Annotated in this window: 18 protein-coding genes; 10 read left to right on the top strand and 8 right to left on the bottom strand. The window is 72.3% G+C overall.

Annotation, left to right across the window (positions count from 1 at the left end):
- Positions 1–69 precede the first annotated feature (69 nt).
- Genes MHY30_RS04905 through MHY30_RS04875 form a run of 7 tightly spaced genes read left to right on the top strand, consistent with a single transcriptional unit; the run spans position 70 to position 8,732 of the window.
- Positions 70–840: an FHA domain-containing protein gene (locus MHY30_RS04905; RefSeq protein ID WP_239275603.1), complete on the top strand. Its 771-nt coding sequence runs from the start codon at positions 70–72 to the stop codon at positions 838–840.
- Positions 837–1,910, top strand: coding sequence for a DUF6177 family protein (locus MHY30_RS04900; RefSeq protein WP_239275601.1), 1,074 nt, complete (start codon positions 837–839; stop codon positions 1,908–1,910). Before MHY30_RS04905 ends, MHY30_RS04900 begins: the two co-directional genes overlap by 4 nt.
- Positions 1,910–2,170: a hypothetical protein gene (locus MHY30_RS04895; RefSeq protein ID WP_239275599.1), complete on the top strand. Its 261-nt coding sequence runs from the start codon at positions 1,910–1,912 to the stop codon at positions 2,168–2,170. Before MHY30_RS04900 ends, MHY30_RS04895 begins: the two co-directional genes overlap by 1 nt.
- Entirely contained in the window at positions 2,167–3,504 is a 1,338-nt protein-coding gene (locus MHY30_RS04890; protein ID WP_239275597.1) for an EsaB/YukD family protein, read from the top strand. The genes MHY30_RS04895 and MHY30_RS04890 overlap by 4 nt, the downstream gene beginning before the upstream one ends.
- On the top strand, positions 3,501–4,295 hold the full coding sequence (locus MHY30_RS04885) for a hypothetical protein (protein ID WP_239275595.1): 795 nt from the start codon (positions 3,501–3,503) through the stop codon (positions 4,293–4,295). The genes MHY30_RS04890 and MHY30_RS04885 overlap by 4 nt, the downstream gene beginning before the upstream one ends.
- Entirely contained in the window at positions 4,292–8,380 is a 4,089-nt protein-coding gene (eccCa, locus tag MHY30_RS04880; protein WP_239275593.1) for a type VII secretion protein EccCa, read from the top strand. The genes MHY30_RS04885 and eccCa overlap by 4 nt, the downstream gene beginning before the upstream one ends.
- On the top strand, positions 8,370–8,732 hold the full coding sequence (locus MHY30_RS04875) for a hypothetical protein (RefSeq protein WP_239275591.1): 363 nt from the start codon (positions 8,370–8,372) through the stop codon (positions 8,730–8,732). Before eccCa ends, MHY30_RS04875 begins: the two co-directional genes overlap by 11 nt.
- Positions 8,733–8,826: 94 nt before the next feature.
- On the opposite strand, the gene MHY30_RS04870 is transcribed toward MHY30_RS04875, so the two are convergent.
- From MHY30_RS04870 to menC, 4 genes are all read right to left on the bottom strand, one after another.
- Entirely contained in the window at positions 8,827–10,518 is a 1,692-nt protein-coding gene (locus tag MHY30_RS04870) for an amidase (RefSeq protein WP_239275589.1), read from the bottom strand.
- Positions 10,515–11,549, bottom strand: coding sequence for an agmatine/peptidylarginine deiminase (locus MHY30_RS04865; RefSeq protein ID WP_239275587.1), 1,035 nt, complete (start codon positions 11,547–11,549; stop codon positions 10,515–10,517). The genes MHY30_RS04870 and MHY30_RS04865 overlap by 4 nt, the downstream gene beginning before the upstream one ends.
- A gap of 53 nt (positions 11,550–11,602) precedes the next feature.
- Positions 11,603–12,991, bottom strand: coding sequence for a glycine--tRNA ligase (locus MHY30_RS04860; RefSeq protein WP_239275586.1), 1,389 nt, complete (start codon positions 12,989–12,991; stop codon positions 11,603–11,605).
- A 77-nt stretch (positions 12,992–13,068) separates the two neighbouring features.
- A complete protein-coding gene (gene menC, locus MHY30_RS04855; RefSeq protein WP_239275585.1) occupies positions 13,069–14,202 on the bottom strand; it encodes an o-succinylbenzoate synthase in 1,134 nt (377 codons plus the stop codon).
- A gap of 455 nt (positions 14,203–14,657) precedes the next feature.
- Between menC and MHY30_RS04850 the strand changes: the two genes are divergently transcribed.
- Both MHY30_RS04850 and MHY30_RS04845 read left to right on the top strand, forming a co-directional pair.
- The gene (locus MHY30_RS04850) at positions 14,658–15,464 is read left to right on the top strand and encodes an SDR family oxidoreductase (RefSeq protein ID WP_239275583.1); all 807 of its coding nucleotides are present in this window, start codon (positions 14,658–14,660) and stop codon (positions 15,462–15,464) included.
- A 7-nt stretch (positions 15,465–15,471) separates the two neighbouring features.
- Complete coding sequence (locus MHY30_RS04845; RefSeq protein WP_239275581.1) at positions 15,472–15,681, top strand: multidrug transporter; 210 nt, start codon at positions 15,472–15,474, stop codon at positions 15,679–15,681.
- 2 nt (positions 15,682–15,683) lie between these two features.
- Here the strand turns inward: MHY30_RS04845 and MHY30_RS04840 are convergent, their stop codons facing one another.
- Together MHY30_RS04840 and MHY30_RS04835 are read right to left on the bottom strand one after the other, a co-directional pair.
- Entirely contained in the window at positions 15,684–16,370 is a 687-nt protein-coding gene (locus MHY30_RS04840) for a GNAT family N-acetyltransferase (RefSeq protein WP_239275579.1), read from the bottom strand.
- Positions 16,371–16,515: 145 nt separating this feature from the next.
- A complete protein-coding gene (locus MHY30_RS04835) occupies positions 16,516–17,820 on the bottom strand; it encodes a nitrate/nitrite transporter (protein WP_239275577.1) in 1,305 nt (434 codons plus the stop codon).
- 199 nt (positions 17,821–18,019) lie between these two features.
- Here MHY30_RS04835 and purU point away from each other — a divergent pair, with 199 nt between their 5' ends.
- The gene (gene purU, locus MHY30_RS04830) at positions 18,020–18,907 is read left to right on the top strand and encodes a formyltetrahydrofolate deformylase (RefSeq protein WP_239275575.1); all 888 of its coding nucleotides are present in this window, start codon (positions 18,020–18,022) and stop codon (positions 18,905–18,907) included.
- A gap of 96 nt (positions 18,908–19,003) precedes the next feature.
- On the opposite strand, the gene MHY30_RS04825 is transcribed toward purU, so the two are convergent.
- Both MHY30_RS04825 and MHY30_RS04820 read right to left on the bottom strand, forming a co-directional pair.
- Positions 19,004–19,891 carry an FHA domain-containing protein gene (locus MHY30_RS04825; protein ID WP_239275573.1) on the bottom strand — a complete coding sequence of 296 codons (888 nt, stop codon included), beginning with the start codon at positions 19,889–19,891 and terminating at the stop codon, positions 19,004–19,006.
- Between the two features lie 14 nt (positions 19,892–19,905).
- The gene (locus tag MHY30_RS04820) at positions 19,906–20,181 is read right to left on the bottom strand and encodes a hypothetical protein (protein ID WP_239275571.1); all 276 of its coding nucleotides are present in this window, start codon (positions 20,179–20,181) and stop codon (positions 19,906–19,908) included.
- Positions 20,182–20,302: the final 121 nt, after the last annotated feature.

Below are 20,302 nucleotides of genomic sequence, written 5' to 3'. Positions count from 1 at the left end.
CAAGGGACGGGCCGAACGGGCGCCGTCGGAACGTCCCGCATAGGGTGGAAGGTCGAGGGAGGGGGCCCGATGACGAGCACGCACGATTCGTTGCGCCTGGCCGACGTCGATCCGCTGGTCTTCACCGAGCGCGCCCGCGGGGGCCAGATCGTCGGGGCCGTGGCGCTCGACATCGTCATGCCCGTGGCGCTACTCGCGGCCGGGATCATCGTCATCGTCGCCGGCCCGCCCGCTGTCGGCTGGCTTCTCGTGATCGCGGCGCTCGCACTGCTCATCGTCGCCGTGTGGTTGCTGGGTCGCAGCGGCCGCACGCTCGGAACCGCCACCGTCGATGCCCGCATCGTGCGCCTCACCACCGGCGCCGCCGCGGGCGCATCGGCGCTCACGGCACTGGTCTCCGGGAAGCTCGGGATGTTCGACCTGCGCCGGGGTCGCGACCCGTTCGCCCCCGCGATCGCAGCCTTCCAGTTCCCCGAGGCCGTCGCCGCGACGCCGAGCCGCGCACGCCGCGGCATGGTGCCGACGCTGCTGCTCGACTCGGGTGAGCGCCTCACGCTCGACACCGCTCTCGTGCTCGGCCGCGATCCCTCGGCACCGGCCGATGCCCCGGCCGAGGTGTACCGCTGGGCCGATATGTCACGCACGCTGTCGAAGTCGCACGTCCGCCTGGAGTGGGACGGTCGGCAGGTGTGGGTCACCGACCTCGGCTCGACGAACGGCACCTTCGTCCGCGGCGCCGGCGCCTCCACTCCGCTTCTCCCCCACCAACGCACGCCCGTGCCCACCGATGTCGTCCTCGAGATCGGTGACCGCACTCTGACCGTCCGGGATGCCGCATGAGCACCGTCGCACACCCCCTCCTCGACGCGGCCGGCCCCGGCTGGGCCGGAACCGAGACGCGCGCACCGATCGTCGCGCTGACGACGGCGATGAGCGACTTCCTGCACAAGACGGCGAGCCAGGGGCTGCGGCCGATCATCGTCTCGAGTGAGTTCTCGCGCATGACGCAGCCACTCGCGCAGGTGCTGTCCGCCGTGCAGGGCCACTGGGTCGTGCGCACGCGGAACGACGGCTTCTACGACGCGCGCACGGGCGCCCGCATCGACGCGCCCGCCGACGCGCTGACCCCGGAACCGCCGACGGCCGAGAACGTGCACCCCCTCTTCGTCCGGGCGCAGGTGGCATCCACTCTGCAGGTCGTGGCGACCGTCTCGACGCGGCACCGAGTCACGCGTCCCGTGCGGCTCGGCGGTGTCGCCGAGGCCGCGGTCGCCCTGTTCAGCGGGGCAGAGCCGGCGGCGTTCGGCGCGGTCGAACCGCTGCTCGCGCCCTGGGACCGCGACGACCTCACCGAGCGATCGCGGCGGCGGATCCCGCTCGACAGTCATTGGATCGCCGTGGGCGGCGGCGAACGCGCGGTCCTCTCCACCGTTCAGGTCGGTCGCACGAGCGAGGGTCTGGAAGAGACGACGCGCGTGTGGGCCGCGGTGCCCGGCGTCGGCCGCGAGTCCGGCGCCACCGCGACCGCGGAGGCTCGCGAGCTCCTGTCCCGCGCGGCGACCGTCTGCCTGCCGCTCATCGGCATCGCCTTCGCCGCGATCGGTGCCCCGGATCTGGCGCGTCGGGCCACGGCATCCCCCCAGCCCGAACCCCTGGCGCTGCTCATCGGGCCCGTGGGCATCCGCGCGCTCGGCATCGACGCGAAACGCTGGATCGACGAAGTCGGCGGCACCACGGTCGGCAGCCCGCGGCTCCCCGGTGTGCTACTGCCTCTCGGCTCGGTGGACGGCGGCGGGTGGGGGCGCCTGAACGACGTCCTCGCCACGCTCGACCCCGAGCGTCTCGGCGAGCTGCTCAACCTCGCCCCGCACGTGCGCGCGCAGCTGCGCGCCACGGAAGGAGTGCGCTGATGCCCGACCAGCGGGACACCGTTCTCATCGAACAGGCCAAGATCCAGCGCATGCGCCTGGGTTCGGCGCTCGTGTACGGCCACATCGGCGAGCGCCGCACCGTCAACGACCACGGGAAGCGGTTGATGGGCTCGATCGTGGTCGCCGCCATCGCGTGCGCCGCCTGCGTCGGCGTCTCCTTCGTCTCGCAGCTGCTGACCGAGCGCGCCGAACAGGCGAATTCGACCGTCCAGACCCCCACCGGAGCCGTGACCCCGTGACCATCTACACCCGTCTGACCGTCGCGGGTTCCGAACGCCGCGCCGAGGTCGTCGTCCCGAGCGGCGAACCCGTGGGCGCCGCGATCCCCCGCCTGCTCGACCTCCTCGGCGAGACGGCGGGCACGGTGGCGCGCCCGCTCGCCGTCATCGCGCCCGACGGCGAACAGATCGACATCGCGCTCACGCCGCAGCAGCTCGATCTCGCCGACGGCACCCTGGTCCGCCTGGTCCGCCTGGATGCCGCGCCCCCGCCGCCCGTCGTGATCGACGTGACCGACGCCGCGGCGGATGCGCACGACGCGCGCCCCGACCGGTGGGACGACCGCGCGCGCACGATCGCGGGGGGCACGGGGATCGCCGCAGCCTTCGCGATCGCCGGCTGGCTGTCGCCGTGGTCGTCACCGACGCTCGCGGCCTTCGCGCTGCTCGGGGCCGCCGTGGTCCTCGCGGCGATCGCGACGGGTCTGGGGCTCGGCGGCCTCCGTCGCCTCTCGACGTGCGTGTCGGCGGCGGCGGCCGGCCTCGCCCTCCCGGTGGGCAGTGCGACCGCGGGCGCACTGGCATCCGGTCCCTCGGCTCTGCTCGCGGGGATCGCCGCCGCCCTCGCCACGGCGTCGACCGTCGCCCTGCTCGGGGTCGGGGTCGCGCATCGCCGCCGCGGAGCCGCGTCCGGCGGGGCGCTGGGCGCCGTCCTCTCGTCGCTGCTCCTGGGTCTTCTGCTGGCGGGCGTGGATGCCGTCGCGGCCTCGACCATCACCGGCGTCGTCGCCGCGTTCGCCACCGGTCCGCTGCCCTGGATCGCCCTCTCCTCCGCGGGCTTGACCGACCTCGACCAGCGCGCGGCCGACGGGGCACCCCCCGCCCGTCCTCGCGCCTTCGCCGCGATCGACGAGGCGTACGCCGCCCTGACGTGGAGCGTGGCGGCCGTGGCATCCGTCCTCGGCGTCACCGGGGTCGCGCTCGCCCTCTCCGGGACGATCTGGACCGAACTGCTCGCCCTCGCGTTCTTCCTCGTCGCAGCGCTGCGCACCCGGGCGTTCCCCTTGCGGTGGCAGGGCTGGCTGCTGTGGGCCGCGGCGGGCGTGATCGCCGCCGCCGCACTGACGGTGCTGCTGGTCGGGGGCCTCGGCTGGGTCGGTGCGGGGGTGGCCGTCGTCGTGGCCGCGCTCATCGCGACGATGGTCCTGGTGCGTCCACGTCCGCACGTGCGCGCGCGTCTGCGCGGGCTCGGCAACATCGTCGAGACGCTCGCCGTGGTGTCGCTGATCCCGTTGCTGGTGGGCGCGCTCGGCATCTACGCCGAGCTGCTCGGCATGTTCGGCGGCGGATCGTGACTGTGCTCGACGTGCGGGCCCTGTCGACCGCGGTGTTCGGCAGCGGCGCGAACGCGCGTGCCGAACTCACCTCGTGGGATGCCGCGATCCGCGGCGGCCTGTCGACCACCCGCCGCGTCGGGGTCGTGTCGTTGTCGCCGGGCGCGGGCACGAGCACCGTCGCCCACCAGGTCGTCCGCGCGATCGCCGCGCGCCGCAGCGAACCGGTGCTCGCGGTCGACGTCTCCGCGGGTACGCCCGGGCTCGCCGCGCGCCTCGGCGCCGAACCGGTGCCGCCCGACGACACCCGCGCCGCGGCGCGCACCACGGCCGAGGCGCTGACGGGCCTCGAGGTGCGGGAGGGCGTGGTGGCCCTACGCCCGCGCGACGCCGACGACGCGGTGGGCGCCTGGCTCGGCGAGGCCGCGCCGATCACCCGCTTCTTCGACGTGTCGGTCACGGACTTCGGGGCGCGGCATCCGCTCGTCGACCTCGCCGCGTGCGCCGCGCTGTGCGACGTGGTGTGCCTGGTGGCGGACGCGCGCCGCTCTCCGGCCGAGCACGCCCGCTCGGTCGTCGAAGCGATCACCGGGTTACCGGAGTCCCCGTCGGTCGTGCTGGGGCTGGTGGATCACGCCCACGAGGGCGACGGGGTGGCCCGCGCCCTGTCCGCGGGTGCCGAGCACACCGTCGTCGCGGTGCCGTTCGATTCGGGCCTCGCCGCCGGCGGCCACCCCCGGCGGTCGGCCACGCAGCTGGCCGTGGTGCGTCTGGCGGCCGCCCTCGTCGCCGCGACGGGGAGGACCGCATGACCGTCCGCATCGTCCACCGCCCCGCGCGGATCAGCGAGGCCGTCGAACCCGCACCCGATGTCGTCCTCGCGCCCCCGCCGCCGATCGGCGAAGGCGCGACGGGGTTCCCGCTGCAGTCGCTGCTGCCGATCGTGGGCAGCCTCTCGTCGATCACGATGATCGTGCTGCTGCGCAACAACCCGATCATGGTCGTGGTGGGCGCTGTCATCCTCGTCGTCGCACTCGTCGGCGGCCTCGGCATGGCGCTCACGCAGCGCGGCAACGCCGCCCGGCAGCGCCGCGTGCAGCGCGAGCGCTACCTCGACTACCTCGAGGAGACGCGCGAGGCGGTCCGGCAGACCGCCGACGCCCAGCGCACCGCCGCTCTGGCCCTGCACCCCTCGCCCGGCGCGCTCGTCGAGATCGCGTCCGACCCCGCCCGGCGCTGGGAACGGCGACCGGGGGATGCCGATTTCCTCCGCGTCCGCATCGGCACGGGCGACCTGCGCGCGGTCGAGGTGGCGCTGCCGCCCGAGCAGAACCCGGTGCAGCCGTTCGACCCGGTGATGCGGGAGTCCGCCGAGCGCATGGTGCGCCTCGCCGGGGTCGCGCAGGGGATGCCGGCGACCGTCGACCTCGAGCGCGGCGGGCAGGTGTCGATCGTCGGCGCACGGCCCGACACTCTGCGCGTCGCACGGGCGCTCGCGGCGCAGATCGCGGCGTTCCACTCGCCCGACGACGTTCACATCGCCGCAGCCATCGCTCCCGCGCAGCGCGACGACTGGCACGGACTCGACCTGCTGCCCCACCTCTCCGGCGACACCCCGCCCGCCGGCGCCGTCATGGCGCGGCGCGTCGCGCCGAGCCTGCCCGAGCTGCTGTCCCTACTGCGCGACGAGCTGCGCGACCGCGTGGCGACCGCCGCCGCCTCCCGCCGTGCGGGGCGCAAGACCAAGCCGGGGCGTCTCGTGATCTTCGTCGATGAGGCCGATCACGCCGCGTCTCCGGTGCCCCGTCTGGATGCCGCTCTCGACCTCACCGCACTGGGGGTCACCGTCGTGCACCTGGTCGACGACCGCCTCAAGGAGCCGACCTCGGTCGCCGTCCGTGTCACGGTCGACGCCGGTACCGCGACCATCGAGACGCCCGGTGCAGGTGAGGCGGCGATCACCGGCATCCGGATCGACCCCGTCACTCCCGCCGCGCTCGACGTGGTCGCCCGTCCTCTGGCGGGGTTGCGTCTCACGCGCACCTCGGCGCAGGACACCGGGACGGCCCTCGCCCCCGATGTGACGCAGCTCCTGGGTGTCGCCGACGTGGATGCCATCGACACCTCCGCCGCGTGGCGCACGCGCAGCGCCGCGGAGTTCCTGCGTGTGCCGATCGGCGTCGACGACCAGGGCGGTCCGGTGCTGCTCGACCTGAAGGAGTCCGCACAGCTCGGCATGGGGCCGCACGGCATCTGCATCGGCGCGACCGGCTCGGGAAAGAGCGAGCTGCTGCGCACGCTCATCCTGGGCCTGGCGCTGACGCACTCCCCCGACGACCTGAGCATGATCCTCGTCGACTACAAGGGCGGCGCGGCGTTCGCACCGTTCTCGCGCCTCCCGCACGTCGCGGGCATCATCGACAACCTCGCCGACGACCCGCAGCTGACCGAGCGCGCCCGCGCGAGCATCCAGGGCGAGGTCGTACGCCGCCAGCGCCTGTTGAAGGATGCCGGGAACGCGGCATCCATCGGTCACTACCGGCAGATGCGGCGCGATCGCCCCGAGCTGCCCGCGCTGCCGCACCTGTTCCTGGTGATCGACGAGTTCGGCGAACTGCTCACGGCGGAGCCCGACTTCGTCGAGCTGCTGCTGACGATCGGACGCATCGGCCGCTCGATCGGCGTGCACCTGCTGCTGTCGAGCCAGCGCATCGAAGGCGGACGCCTGCGCGGCCTCGACACGTACCTGTCGTACCGGATCGGCCTGCGCACCTTCTCGGAGTCGGAGTCGGCCGTGGTGCTCGACACCCCCGACGCGTTCCACCTGCCGGCGATCCCCGGCTTCGGCTACCTCAAGGTCGACACGTCGGTCTACACGAGGTTCCGCGCGGGGTACGTGTCGGGCCCCGTGCCCGACCCGGTCGAATCCGGTCCGCGGCACGACGACGCCCCGCCCGTGCTGCGGCTGCCCGCGTACGACCTGCCCGACGAGACGCCCGAGACCGAGCAGATCGACAGCGCCGAACCCGAGACCCCGACCACGGGCCGGACCCTCGTGCAGGCGGCGACGTCGCGTCTCGCGCGCGGCATCGCCCGCACGCGACCGGTGTGGCTGCCGCCGCTCCCGCCCGTGCTGACGCTCGGCGGCGTGCTGCCGCAGGCCGACGGCGCCGGGACGCTCCGCGCGCCGATGGGTCTCGTCGACGACCCGTCGAAGCAGACGCAGTCGCCGTGGATGCTGGACCTCACCCGCTCGGGCGGTCACGTGTCGATCACCGGCGCACCTCAGTCGGGCCGGTCGATGTTCCTGCGCACGCTCGCCGCGTCGCTGTCGTTCACGCACTCGCCGCGCCAGGTGAGCATCTACGGCATGGACCTCACCGGTGGTGGTCTCGCCCGTATCGAGCCGTTCCCTCACGTCGGTGGCGTCGCCACGCGCGGCAGTCGGGAGCGTCTCACGCGTCTGCTCGAAGAGCTCACCGGCATGCTCGCCGTCCGTGAGCGGGTGTTCCGCGATCACGGTCTCGACTCCCTCGCCGACATGCGCCGCCAGCACGCCGACGGACGCCTGCCCGACCTGCCGAGCGCCGACGTCGTGCTGCTCGTCGACGGGCTCGGGGCCCTGCGCCAGGACTTCGAAGACCTCGAGACCCCGCTCGCGCAGCTGCTCGAACGCGGCGGCAGCTTCGGCATCCACGTCGTCGTCGCCCTGTCGCGCTGGAACGAACTGCGCATGAACCTGCAGGGACTCATCGGCACGCGTCTCGAGCTCAAGCTCAACGACCCGGCCGACTCGCAGATCGCGCGCAAGCTCTCGCAGACGCTCCGGGCGGACGAGCCCGGCCGCGTGCTCACCGACGAGAAGCTGTTCGCGCAGGTCGCGCTGCCACTGCTCGAAGAGGTCGACGACGGCGACACCGGCGAAGCGCTCGAGCAGCTCGCGCGCGAGAGCGCGGCCCGCTGGGGCGGTCAGGGCGCGGCGCCCATCCGGCTGCTGCCCGAGGTGCTGTCGCCGTCCGAGCTGCCCGACGCGATCGACGAACCGGATGCCGTGCCCCTGGGCCTGCGCCAGGACACGATGCAGCCCGTGTCCCTCGACCTCGTCACGCGCGACCCGCACCTGCTCGTCCTGGGCGACAGCCGCTGCGGCAAGACGACGCTGCTCCGCGGCATCGTGCAGGGAGCGATCGACCGGCACTCCGCCGAGGAGCTGGTCGTCGCCCTCATGGACGCGCGCGGGGAGCTGGCATCCGAGATCCCCGATGCCTACCTCGGCGGCCACGCGTCGTCGGGGAGGCAGGCGCGGCTGCTGGCCGAATCGATCGCGGTCGAGCTCGAGAAGCGCGCCACCGACCGTGACGCCGGCCCCCGGATCCTCGTGATCGCCGACGACTTCGACATCCTCGCCGCCGGCGGCACCGAACCGCTGCGGCCGCTGCTCCCCTACCTCGCGTCGGCACGCGACCTGCGCCTCAACGTCGTGGTGAGCCGTCCGGTCGCGGGCGCGTCGCGGGCGATGTTCGACGTGGCGCTGCAGGGCATCCGCGACACCGGCGGCACCGCGTTGATCATGTCGGGCGACCGCTCCGAGGGTGCGCTGCTGCCCAAGCTGTATGCCGAGCCCATGATCGCCGGCCGCGGTCGTCTCGCCCGTCGTGGTGAGCGTCCGACCCTCGTGCAGGTGGCGAACTTCATCGCCGTCGAGGTCGAGGGCTCGAGCGCTTCGGCGGTGGGGGCGGCGGCGCAGGCCGTGCCCGCGACGGACGCCGATGAGGCAGATGCCGTGGACGAGACGACGCGGGAGGTGCTTCCCACCCCGGCGCCCGCTCCCGCAGCGTCCTCGGATGGCGAGGAGCTGCCCCTGACCCGACGAAGGAGAGACAACCGTGCCCCGTAGCAGCGTCGCGTTCACGCGCGAACCGATCGACATCGACGCGCTCGCCGAGGCGGTCTCCACCGTGCTCACGCCTGAGGAACTCGCCGCGACGCCCGTCGAGATCCGTCCCGTCGACGACGGTGCCGCAGCCCAGGTGGTCATGGCGGAACGGGTCGTGCTGACCGCGCTCCGGCCGCGGCTGACCCCGCCGGCCGCGGAACTCGCCCGCGTCTACGGCGCCGTGGAAGTGGCCGCCGACGCCCGGTGGTCGACGGACTGCTTCGTGACGTGGGAGCCCGAGGGCGTCATCGGCGTGCGGCTCATCGACGCCGCGGCTGCCGCCCGGGGCGGGGTGGCCGCGCACCTGGGCTGACACCCGGCTTCGGCCGGCACCGGGCACCATCCGTGCACCGGGGCGCGCGTTGTCCGCCCCGCTGCACGGATCGCGCCCCGGCCCGCCCCCCCCTTTACTCCAGCGTCGGCGTCCGCGGCGGTGGCGTCCGCCGCGGGCGCAGCGCCTCGAACGCCGCGGCCATCGACAGCAACGCCGCGTCGTCGTACGCGCGTCCCGCGAACGTCAGGCCCGTCGGCATCCCGATGTCCGGCAGCGTCCCCAGGGGCACCGTCACCGTCGGCACGCCGCAGTGGCGGATCGCGAGGTTGCCCGTCGCCACCCAGACGCCGTTGCGCCACGCGATGTCGGCCGACGCCGCTTTCACGTCGGCGTCGGCGGGCGCCACATCGCTGAGCGTCGGGAAGACCACGGCGGCGAGGCCGTTGGTATCCATCCACTCCTCCAGATCGCGGCGGCGGGTCTCTTCCAGACCCTCGAGCCCTTCGGCCAGATGCGGGATCTCGGTGAACGACGACACCGGGTGCGCGCGGACGTGCGCGGGGTACTCGGCGATGTCGTCGTCGAAGCCCGTGTACCGGTCGGGCAGCGCACCCTCGGGGTGCGGGAAGATCGCCGCACCGTCCACCGACGCCAGACCGGGGTGTCCGTTCGCGCGCAGGAAGTCATCCCACGCCCACGCCGACAGATCGACGATCTCGCGGTGGAGGAACTCCTCCGACACCAGACCCCGCGTCCGGATCGTCGGCGCTCCCGGACGATCACCCTCGTAGTTGCTCACGAGCGGGAAATCGCAGTCGACCACGATCGCGCCCGCCGCCTCGAGGTCGGCCCGCGCGACCGCCCACAGGTCGAGCAGCGACGGGCGCGGCACGATCCGCTCGCCGGTCGGCCCGCCGACGCCACGGGGGCCCGTGCCCGCGAGCGGGTCGGTGCCGACGAACATGCGCGGGATGCCGATGCGCTTGCCCCGCAGCGAAGGTCGGCCGGCAAGCTCGGCGAACGACGGCGGCCGCACGTCCGACGCGGCCGGCAGCTGGATCCACGGCTGCGCGCGCCAGAAGTCGCCGCGCGTCTCGGAATCGTCGGCGACGATGACGTCGAGCACCGCGAGCAGGTCGGCCATCGAGCGGGTGTGCGGCACGACCACGTCCATGGTCGGTACGAGCGGCCAGTTGCCGCGCACCGAGATCATGCCGCGCGACGGGGTGTACGCGCACAGGCCGTTGCAGGCCGCCGGGGCGCGGCCGCTCGACCACGTCTCCTCGCCCAGGCCGAACACGCCGAACGACGAGGCGGTCGCCGTTCCCGAGCCGTTCGACGACCCCGACGCGAACGCCGACGTCAGGTACTCGGCGTTGTAGGGGCTCTCGGCGCGTCCGTACAGCCCGCGCTGCATACCGCCGTTGGCCATCGGGGGCATGTTCGTCAGCCCCAGGCAGATGGCCCCCGCCTCGCGCAGCCGGGCGATCGTGAACGCATCGTCCGCCGCGACGAGGTCGGCGAACGCGGGGCTCCCGGCGGCGACGGTGAGGCCCCGCACCATGTAGCTGTCTTTCGCGGTGTACGGGATGCCGTCGAGCAGCCCCCGCGCCTGGCCGGCCGCGCGACGGGCATCCGACTCCGCGGCCTCGACGAGCGCGTCGGGATTGCGGACCACGACGGCGTTGAGCTTCGTCGCGGTGTCGGGACCGTCGTACGCGTCGATGCGCGCGAGGTGCGCCTCGACGAGCTCGACGGCGGTGGTGCGGCCCTCGGCGAGCGCGGCGGCGAGATCGGCGATGGAGGCCTCGACCACATCGATCACGCGGTCACCGCCGGCTGCTGCTGCGTGATGCAGTGGATGCCGCCGCCCCGCGCGAAGATCTCGCGGGCGTCGACCGTCACGACCCGGCGACCCGGGTACACCTCCTCGAGGATGCCGCGGGCCGTGGCATCCGCTTCCTCCTCGCCGAAGCCGCAGGCGATGACTCCGCCGTTGACGACGAGGTGGTTGACGTAGCTCCAGTCGGTGTCGCCGTCGGCGTCGCGCACGGTGGCGGGTGCGGGCAGGTCGCGGATCGTGAACCGGCGGCCCGTGGCATCCGTCTGCGTCTCGAAGAAGGCCCGCAGCTCGCGCGTCACGGCGTGGTCGGGATGCGCGGGGTTCTGCTGGTCGTGGAGGAGTACGACACCGGGAGAGGGCAGCGTCGCGACGATGTCGACGTGGCCGCTCGTCCCGAAGTCGCCGTAATCGCGGGTGAGGCCGCGCGGCAGCCACACCGCGTGCGTCGCGCCGATCGTGCGGAGCATCTCGGCCTCGACGCGCGCGCGGTCGGCGTAGGGGTTGCGGCGCGGGTCGAGCTGCACCGTCTCGGTCAGCAGCACGGTCCCCTCGCCGTCGACGTGGATGCCGCCACCCTCGTTGACGAGCAGCGACGGGGTCAGCTCGGCACCGGCGGCCTCGGCGACGATCCGGCCGTGCTGCGCGGCCTTCTGCCACACGGCCCAGTCATGGTCGCCCCAGCCGTTGAAGACCCAGTCGACGGCGCCGAGGACCCCCGGCCGCTCGGGGTCGACGACGAAGGTCGGACCGGAGTCGCGCATCCAGAACTCGTCGACCGGAGCCTCGACGATCTCGATTCCCCCGCCGAGCATCCGGCGGGCACGGGTCAGCTCGCTCGGGTCGACGAGCATCGAGACCGGCTCGAACGCCGCGACGGCGTGGGCGACCGCGGCCCAGGCCGCGTAGCCCGCTTCGCGCTCGGCATCCGTTCCTCCGAGGGTCGGGCCCTCGCTCGGGAACGCCATCCACGTGCGAGTGTGCGGAGCGGTCTCGCTCGGCATACGCCAGGTCATGGGTCCTCCCGAAACGTCGGCGACGTCGACCAGCCGATGGTGCGGCTCCGGCCTCAGGCGCCGCGCAGCCGCTCGGCCAGGTAACCGTGGAGCGCGTCGAGCGGGATGCGCTCCTGACCCATCGTGTCGCGGTCGCGGACGGTCACGGCGTTGTCGTCGAGCGAGTCGAAGTCGACCGTGACGCAGTAGGGCGTGCCGATCTCGTCCTGGCGACGGTAGCGGCGACCGATCGCACCGGCGTCGTCGAAGTCGACGTTCCAGCCGGCCGAGCGCAGCGTGTCGGCGACCTCGCGGGCGAGCGGCGACAGGCGCTCATTGCGCGAAAGCGGGAGCACGGCGGCCTTCACGGGCGCCAGGCGCGGGTCGAGCTTCAGCACCGTGCGGGTGTCGGTGCCGCCCTTGGCATTGGGCACCTCTTCCTCGCGGTAGGCGTCGACGAGGAACGCCATCATCGCGCGCGTCAGACCGAACGAGGGCTCGATGACGTACGGGGTGTACTTCTCGCCCGAGGCCTGGTCGAAGTACGTCAGGCTCGAGCCCGAGGCATCCGAGTGGCTCTTCAGGTCGTAATCGGTGCGGTTGGCGACCCCCATGAGCTCGCCCCACTCCTTGCCCGGGAAGCCGAAGCGGTACTCGACGTCGATCGTGCCGGCGGAGTAGTGCGCGCGGTCCTCTTCCGGGACATCGAAGCGCTTCATGTTCTCGGGGTCGATGCCGAGGTCGACGAACCAGTTCCAGCACGCCTCGACCCAGTGCTCGAACCACTCTTGCGCCTCGGCCGGGGGCGTGAAGTACTCGATCTCCATCTGCTCGAACTCGCGCGTGCGGAAGATGAAGTTTCCGGGGGTGATCTCGTTGCGGAACGCCTTGCCGACCTGGCCCACACCGAACGGAGGCTTGCGACGGGATGCCGTGAGCACGTTGGAGAAGTTCACGAAGATGCCCTGCGCGGTCTCGGGGCGCAGGAAGTGCAGACCCGATTCGTCGTCGACGACGCCGAGGTAGGTCTTCACGAGGCCGGAGAACGACTTCGGCTCGGTGTACTGGCCCTTCGTGCCGCAGTTGGGGCACGGCACGTCCGCGAGGCCGTTCTCGGCCTTGCGACCCTTGCGGGCTTCGAAGTCCTCGATGAGGTTGTCGGCGCGGAAGCGCTTGTGGCAATGCAGGCACTCGACCAGCGGGTCGGTGAACGTCGCGACGTGGCCCGAGGCCTCCCACACACGCTTAGGCAGGATGATGCTGGAGTCCAGCCCCACCATGTCGCCGCGGCCGCGGACGAACGTCTGCCACCACTGCCGGCGGATGTTCTCCTTCAGCTCGGTGCCGAGGGGGCCGTAGTCCCATGCCGAACGCGAACCGCCGTAGATCTCACCGGCCTGGAACACGAATCCGCGATGGCGAGCGAGCGAGATGACCTTGTCGAGGCGGGACTGTTCGGCCACGGTGGCTCCAATGGTCGGGAAAGCTGTGGGTGCGAGCGCGAGTGCGCGGCATCCAGTTTATCGAGCCACGCCACCCCTCACCGTGAGAGGCGTTCCCGCCGCACGGTGAATGCGTCGAGCGCCGCCTCGTCGATGTCGACGCCGAGGCCGGGACCGGTGGGGACGCGCACGTGTCCGTCCTCGAGCACGGCGGGCTCGGTGACGATGTCGCGGTCGTAGAAGCGGGCGGATGCCGAGATGTCGCCGGGCAGCGTGAACCCGGGGAGGGCCGCGAGCGCGGCGTTCGCCGCCCGCCCGATGCCGGTCTCGAGCATGCCGCCGCACCACACGGGGATCCCGGCGACCCGGCACCGGTCGTGGATCGTGAGCGCCTCGAGGTACCCGCCCACACGTCCCGCCTTGATGTTGATGATCGCCGCCGCCCCGAGCTGCAGGGCGTCGGCCGCGGCCTTGTCCGACACGATCGACTCGTCCAGACACACGGGGGTGCGCAGGCGCTTCGCGAGCGCCGCGTGGTCGACGAGATCGTCCTCCTGCAGCGGCTGCTCGATGAGCAGCAGGTCGAACGCGTCGAGCCGTTGCAGCGTCTCGGCGTCGGCGAGGGTGTAGGCGGAGTTGGCATCCACCTGCAGGGGGATGCCGCCGAACGCCGCCCGCACGGCGGCGGTGTCGTCGACGTCGCGACCCGGCTTGATCTTGATCTTGATGCGCACGTAGCCCTCGTCGAGGTACGCAGCCACCGCGTCGACGAGCGCCACGGGGTCGCGCTGGATCCCGACCGAGACGCCCGACGGCACGCGGTCCTTCTCGGCGCCGAGGTACTGCCCGAAGCTGCGCCCCTCGGCGCGCAGCGCCGCATCGATCACCGCGAGCTCGATGCCCGCCTTGGCCATGCGGTGGCCGACGACCGGGGACAGGATGCCGGCGACCTCCTCGGGCGCGAGCGTGCGGCGTTCGAGCAGGGCCGGGGCGAGGAAGCGCGTGAGGACATCCCAGGCGCCCTGCGTGTACTCGCTCGAATAGAACGGTTCCGCCGACGTGACGACCTCTCCCCACCCGACGCCGTCCGGCGTCTCGACACGCACGACGATGACCTCGCGTACCGTCTCGGTGCCGAACGACGTCGTGAACGGCGAGACCAGCGGCATGTGCAGGACGCGGAGCTCGACGGCATCCAGAACCACGGGGGCAGCGGAAGTACGGGGCGGCATGAGGGCAGGGTATCCGGCGTCGCGCCCCCGACCCGCCGCACAACTCCGGCACACCCACCCCGACGCGGAACCCGGATGCCACGACCCCGCCGTTCTGCAGGAGTTGTGCCCGCGAAGAGCCGCGACCCACGGCATCCACAGGCTCTCCCCCGCCGACTCCGCCGTCGCGCGCCGACCCGCCGCACAACTCCGGCACACCCACCCCCACACAGAACCCGGATGCCACAACCCCGCCGTTCTGCAGGAGTTGTGCCGCGACAGCCGCGGCGCACAGCGCCTCCCCCGCCGACTCCCTCGCGCCCCCGACCCGCCGCACAACTCCGGCACACCCACCCCCACACGGACCCCGGATGCCACGACCCCGCCGTTTTGCCGGAGTTGTGCCGCCGTAACGCCTCGCGCGTCGCCTGGCAAGGCCGCTCGACACCGGGCCGCGCGCGCGTAGCGTCGCGGGCATGAGCGACTTCACTCCCCGCCACGCGATCGTCACCGGTTCGGACTCGGGTATCGGCGCGGCCACCGCGCTCGCGCTCGCCGAGGCCGGCATGGACGTCGCCATCACGTACCACTCCGATAAAGACGGCGCCGAGGAGACGGCCGAGGGCGTGCGGGCTCGCGGCGGCCGCGCGATCGTCGCGCAGTTCGATGCGACCGACTTCGAGTCGGTGCCCGGCGCGGTCACCGCCATGGCCGATGAGCTCGGCGGCCTCGATGTCTTCGTCAACAACGCCGGCGGCGGCATCGGCGGCCCCTTCCTCGACCTCGACCTCGACACCTGGCGCACCGACATCGCGCTGAACCTCGACGGAGCATTCCTCGCCCTGCACGCCGCGGCCAAGCGCATGGTGACGGCCGGCAACGGCGGCCGCCTCATCGCCGTGTCGAGCGTGCACGAGCACCAGCCGCGCGTCGGGTCGGCGCCGTACGTGGCCGCGAAGCACGGCTTGGGCGGCCTCATCAAGACCATGGCCCTCGAGCTCGGGCAGTACGGCATCACCGCCAACGCCGTCGCACCGGGCGAGATCGCCACGCCCATCAACGACATGGCGCCCGAGGATGCCGACCGCACCCACCGCCCCGGCATCCCGCTCGGCCGCCCCGGCAAGCCCGACGAGATCGCCGACGTCATCCGGTTCCTCGCGTCGCCCTCGGGCTCATACGTCACCGGGGCGAGCTGGGTCGTCGACGGCGGGATGCTGCAGATGGGCCCGCAGGCGGGATCGCACATGGAGTCGGACGCGTGGCGTTCGGCGGGACAGTGAGGACGCGATGAGCGACGACAAGAGCTTCGAAGAGAACCGTCACGACCAGCTGACGAGCGCCCCGAAGTCCACGGAAGCCGACGCGGCACCCCGCTTCGACGTCACGAAGCGCGACGGCGTCACCCGCATCGACGTGCGCGACGACGCGGCGGTGCGCCCGGGCCCCGGCCAGGGCGACCCTGCCGCCGAGGAGGACGTTCCCGTCTCGGACGGCTGAGCTCACACGAGCAGATACCCTCGCCGATCGACGCCGCCGATCCGCAGACCGGATGCCAGGTGCCCCCGCAGCGCATGACGCACGCGGGAGCGCCACTCGGCGGCGGCCGCCGGGTCGGTGCGGCGCAAGGTCTCGATGTCGTCGGGGAGGTCCACGACCGCGCGAACGGCGTCGCCGGTCGGCGTGGGTGCGGGCGGCTCGGCCAGCGCCCACGACACCAGCAGCCGGTCGGACTCGTCGCCGCGATTGACGTCGTCCGGCATCTCGCCGTAGTGGTTGACGAGGTACTCGGTGGCGCTTGCGCCGAGCACGGCGAGGTTGAAGTGCGCATTCCGGCGGATGAGCGGATCGAACGTCCACGTGATGCGTCCGACTCCCCGTTCGAGCGCCCACTCGCGCTGGTGCGCCTTCAGCTGGCGTCCGAGCCCCCGTCCCTGGTGGCCGGGCAGGATGCCGGTGATGTGCGAGTGCATCGTGCGGTCGGCGGGCGGGCCGAAGAAGGCCGCGGACGCCCCGATCATCCGATCGCCGTCGTACAGCCCGACGACGTAGTTCCCCGAGTGCTCGAGTGCCCGCAGGATGTTCGCCGGCATGGTCGCACGATCACCGACCCACACTTCATCGAACAGCTGCGCCCCCGCGAGGATGCCGTCGAGGGTGTCCAGCGGGCGGATGTCGATCTCACTCACGCGTCGAGTCTGGCATCCACTTCGGGGGCACTCCTCGCTCGAAGCGCCGCCGTGTCACGCGAGCGCCCCGCATGTCCCCATGCGTGCAGCCCCGCCCGGCCGACGTTGCACGAAGTGGGACGCGCACCACCGCGCGGCGCGGCGACTAGCCGCCGACGTGGCGGATGGTGCGGGCGCGCTCCACGACGATCCCGATGCTCCCGACCAGCCACAGCGGCACCTGCGAGAGGAACGCCCAGCGGAAGGCATCCAGGGAGTACGTCTCGGGGGTGCCGGCGCCCTGGACGTCCATGGCGACACCGATGAACAGGATCGCCAGCAGCGCGGCCAGGAACCCGCCGCCGTTGACGATTCCGGTGGCGGTGCTCAGGCGGTGGCTCGGCGTGAACGTGCGAGCGTGGTCAAAGGCGATCATGGATGCCGGGCCGCCGGTCGCGAGCGCGAACATCAGCACGATCAGCAGCCACAGGGGGGCGGGTCCGGGCCACGCGATCACGACGATCCACACGATCGCCTGGAACCCCACGGTCGGGAGTACGAGCCAGCGCGAGCGACGCCGAGGATGCCGGCTGGACAGCGCCCCGATGACCGGACCGCTGAGGATGCCGAAGAACACGAACAGCGTCATGATCGCCGATGCCGTGGCCGGCTCCAGCCCTTCGCCCGCTGTCAGGAACGGGAAACCCCACAGCAGCATGAACGCCGTACCCGCGAACGGTGTGGTGAAGTGCGACCAGAACCCGAGCCTCGTGCCGGGGTGCGACCACGACTCGCGGAACCCCTGCCGGAGGTCGGCCGACGAGGTGACGATGCGGATCGCGCCGGTCTCGGTGTCGACGGAGGTGTCGACGGGGTCGGCCCGCCGCTCCGGCGGCCGGTTCCGGATGATCGCGTAGGTCAGCACCGCGAAGAGCACACCGAGCCCCGCGACGCTGCCGAACGCGACGCTCCAGTTGGTGGCGTGCAGCAGCGCCGCCAGCGGCACGACGGCGACGATCTGGCCGAGCTGCCCGATGATCCCCGTCAGCTGGACCAGCACCGGAGCGCGCTGGGCCGGGAACCACGTAGCGATGACACGGAGAACGCTGGGGAAGATCATCGCGTCGCCCGCCCCGATGAGCACGCGCGCCAGGATGCCGATCCCCACCGCGTCGGCGAACGCCATGACCAGCTGACCCGCCGCCATCAGCACCATGCCGATCGCGATCATGGGGCGCGCGCCGTACCGGTCGAGGAGTAGACCCACCGGGATCTGCATCGCGCCGTAGACGAAGAGCTGGATCACCGCGAACATCGACAGCGCCGAGGCATCCGCCTGGAACCGGGTAGCGGCGTCCACTCCTACGGCGGACAGCGACGTGCGGTTGACGATCGAGACGACGTACGCCAAGACCCCGACGGCCCACAGGGTCCACGTTCGCCAACCGGGGCGATCAATGGCAGTGGTCACGGCGATTCCTGTGGGAGAACGGGGACGGATGCCACGGAGAGCGGCATCCACAAGGCTAGCCGTGGGCACCGACACCACGCGCCGGCATCGTCCCCACGTGACCCCCGGGCTCCCGACCGCGCTCCGGGCCGTGCCCCGCGCCACGAACCGCGCGGCGCATGTGTCCGAGGAGGTCAGCCGGGCACGGCAGAATGGTCCGATGGTCTCCGTGAGTCCCCACCTGCAGCCCGATCACGCGTGCCTCATCGTGCACGGAAGCGACACCCCCGGCATCATCGCCGCGGTCTCGTCGCTCATCGCGCGTCAGGGCGGCAACATCGTCGCGTTCGACCAGTACTCCGACGGGACGCGGGGCGGGGCCTACTTCCAGCGGGTCGTGTTCCACCGGCCCGACCTCGCGGCATCCCTTCCCGAGATCGAGGCCGACCTCGACCGCACGCTCGGCGAGGGCTTCGACCTGGAGTGGAAGCTCACCGACCTGTCCACGCCCAAGCGCATGGCGATCCTCGCGTCGAAGCAGGACCACTGCCTGCTCGATCTGCTGTGGCGCCACCGCCGCGGCGACCTCCCGGTCAGCGTGCCCATGGTCGTGTCGAACCACACCACCTCCGCCGAGGACGTGCGCTCGTTCGGCGTTCCGTTCTTCCACGTCCCGTCGACGCCGGGCCCCGACAAGTCGGCATCCGAGGCTCGCATCCTGGAACTGCTCGTCGGCAACGTCGACTTCGTCGTGCTCGCGCGCTACATGCAGATCCTCTCGCCCGACTTCCTCGAGAAGATCGGGGTGCCGGTGATCAACATCCACCACTCGTTCCTACCGGCCTTCATCGGTGCCGAGCCGTACAAGAAGGCCAAGGAGCGGGGCGTCAAGCTCATCGGCGCGACCTCGCACTACGTCACGAGCGACCTCGACGAGGGGCCGATCATCGAGCAGGACACGATCCGCGTGACGCACGCCGACTCGGCCGCCGAGCTGGCCCGTCGCGGCGCCGACGTCGAGCGTCAGGTGCTGTCGCGCGCCGTCCTGTGGCACGCCGAGGACCGCATCATCCGCCACGGCAACCACACGATCGTCTTCACGGCGTGATTCGCTCACGAGACTCCATCGCGCTGACGTCTGCCCCGCCGTGTGCGGCGCGGTTGTCGGCGCGATGAAGTCTCGCGTGATGAGGGTCGGGGCCCCTCAGTCCGGATCGGATGCCGCGGCCAGCGGCCCCGTCCCGCCGCGGGGTGGCTGCTTGCGCTGACGGGCGAACTCCCCGCCCACACGCCCGCCGTACGGCCGTCCGTGGTCCGCCCACTCGGCGCGGAAGTACGCCAGGCGCCAATCGCCGAGCTCGATTCGCGCGCCGGTGCGCAGGATGCGTCCATTGCCGCGGCGGCCTTCGGCGGCAGCTCCACCGCCACCGACGACGTCGAAGCCGTACAGGACGTACTCGTCGTCGCCCTCGTGGCGGATCTCCGCGTGCACCGGGGCGAGTCCGGGCAAACGCAGATCGGCCTCGTCGCCCGACCCGATCACCGTCTTGGTCGGCAGCAGATCGAACTCGCGCGGGGGCTTCCCGTCCCAGCTGGCGGAACCGATCGCGAAGATCAGCCGGGGACGCCCGGAGCCCGGTGTGTAGTGCGTCGTCGTGATGCGGCGCCGCACGAGACGGTTGACGGTGGGCACGAGCGGCAGCGGGGTGCCGGGCGGCACCGGCACCGTCAGGGCCTGCCCGTCCTTGCGGCGCGTGAGCAGCGGCGCCAGCGCCGCGACCGATCCGAGCCGGATGTGCGGTGAGCCCGTGACGACCCGCTGCAACAGGCTGCTCTTGACGTCGCCGAGGTGCAGGATCGGACCATCCGGTCCCTCCAGGCACACCGAGATCCCGCGCTTGGCGAGCGCATCGGCCACCGTCGACAGCTCGGCGAGCGACCGGCGACCGTTGCCGGGGAGGCGCGACGGATCACTGATCGTGACGCGCACCTCGGTCCCCGCGGCGGTGATCGTGCCCTCGAACGGCGGGAGCGCGGCATCCTGCCCCGTCTTCTGCTCCGAGAAGGCGAGGTCGATGTCGAGGCGCACCATGGCGGCGCCCGCCCTCAGTTGCCGCGGTACGGGTCGGAGCCCGGCGCGGTGTCGTCGCTCGTGGTGACCCGGAGGGTGCCGTTGAGCTTCCACGTGGCACGCGGCGCGTCGGGGCCGATGTCGCGCGGAACCTCGATGGTCATGTCCACGAAGGAGTAGTTGACCGCGGCACCGCGGCCGGTCAGGTACGACCACATCTCGCGACCGAGGTCGGTCCAGTCGGTGATCGAGTGGCCTTCGGGTCCGGCGGAGTTGGCGAACGGGTCGGTGGATGCGGTGGTGTCGGACATCGTCCCAGTCCTTTCTGGTGTTCGGGGCACCAGCGTCCCACCGGGCCGCATTGCGAAACGAGGGATTGCGTTCCCGCGCCCGTTGCGGCATAACGCTGCACCACCCCCGTCCCCGAGTCGC

Origin of the sequence: Microbacterium sp. ACRRU (assembly GCF_022346945.1) — a bacterium.
Classification (GTDB): domain Bacteria; phylum Actinomycetota; class Actinomycetes; order Actinomycetales; family Microbacteriaceae; genus Microbacterium; species Microbacterium mcarthurae.
The sequence above is the reverse complement of the archived record's forward strand: the minus strand, read 5'-3'. Positions and strand labels throughout refer to the sequence as shown.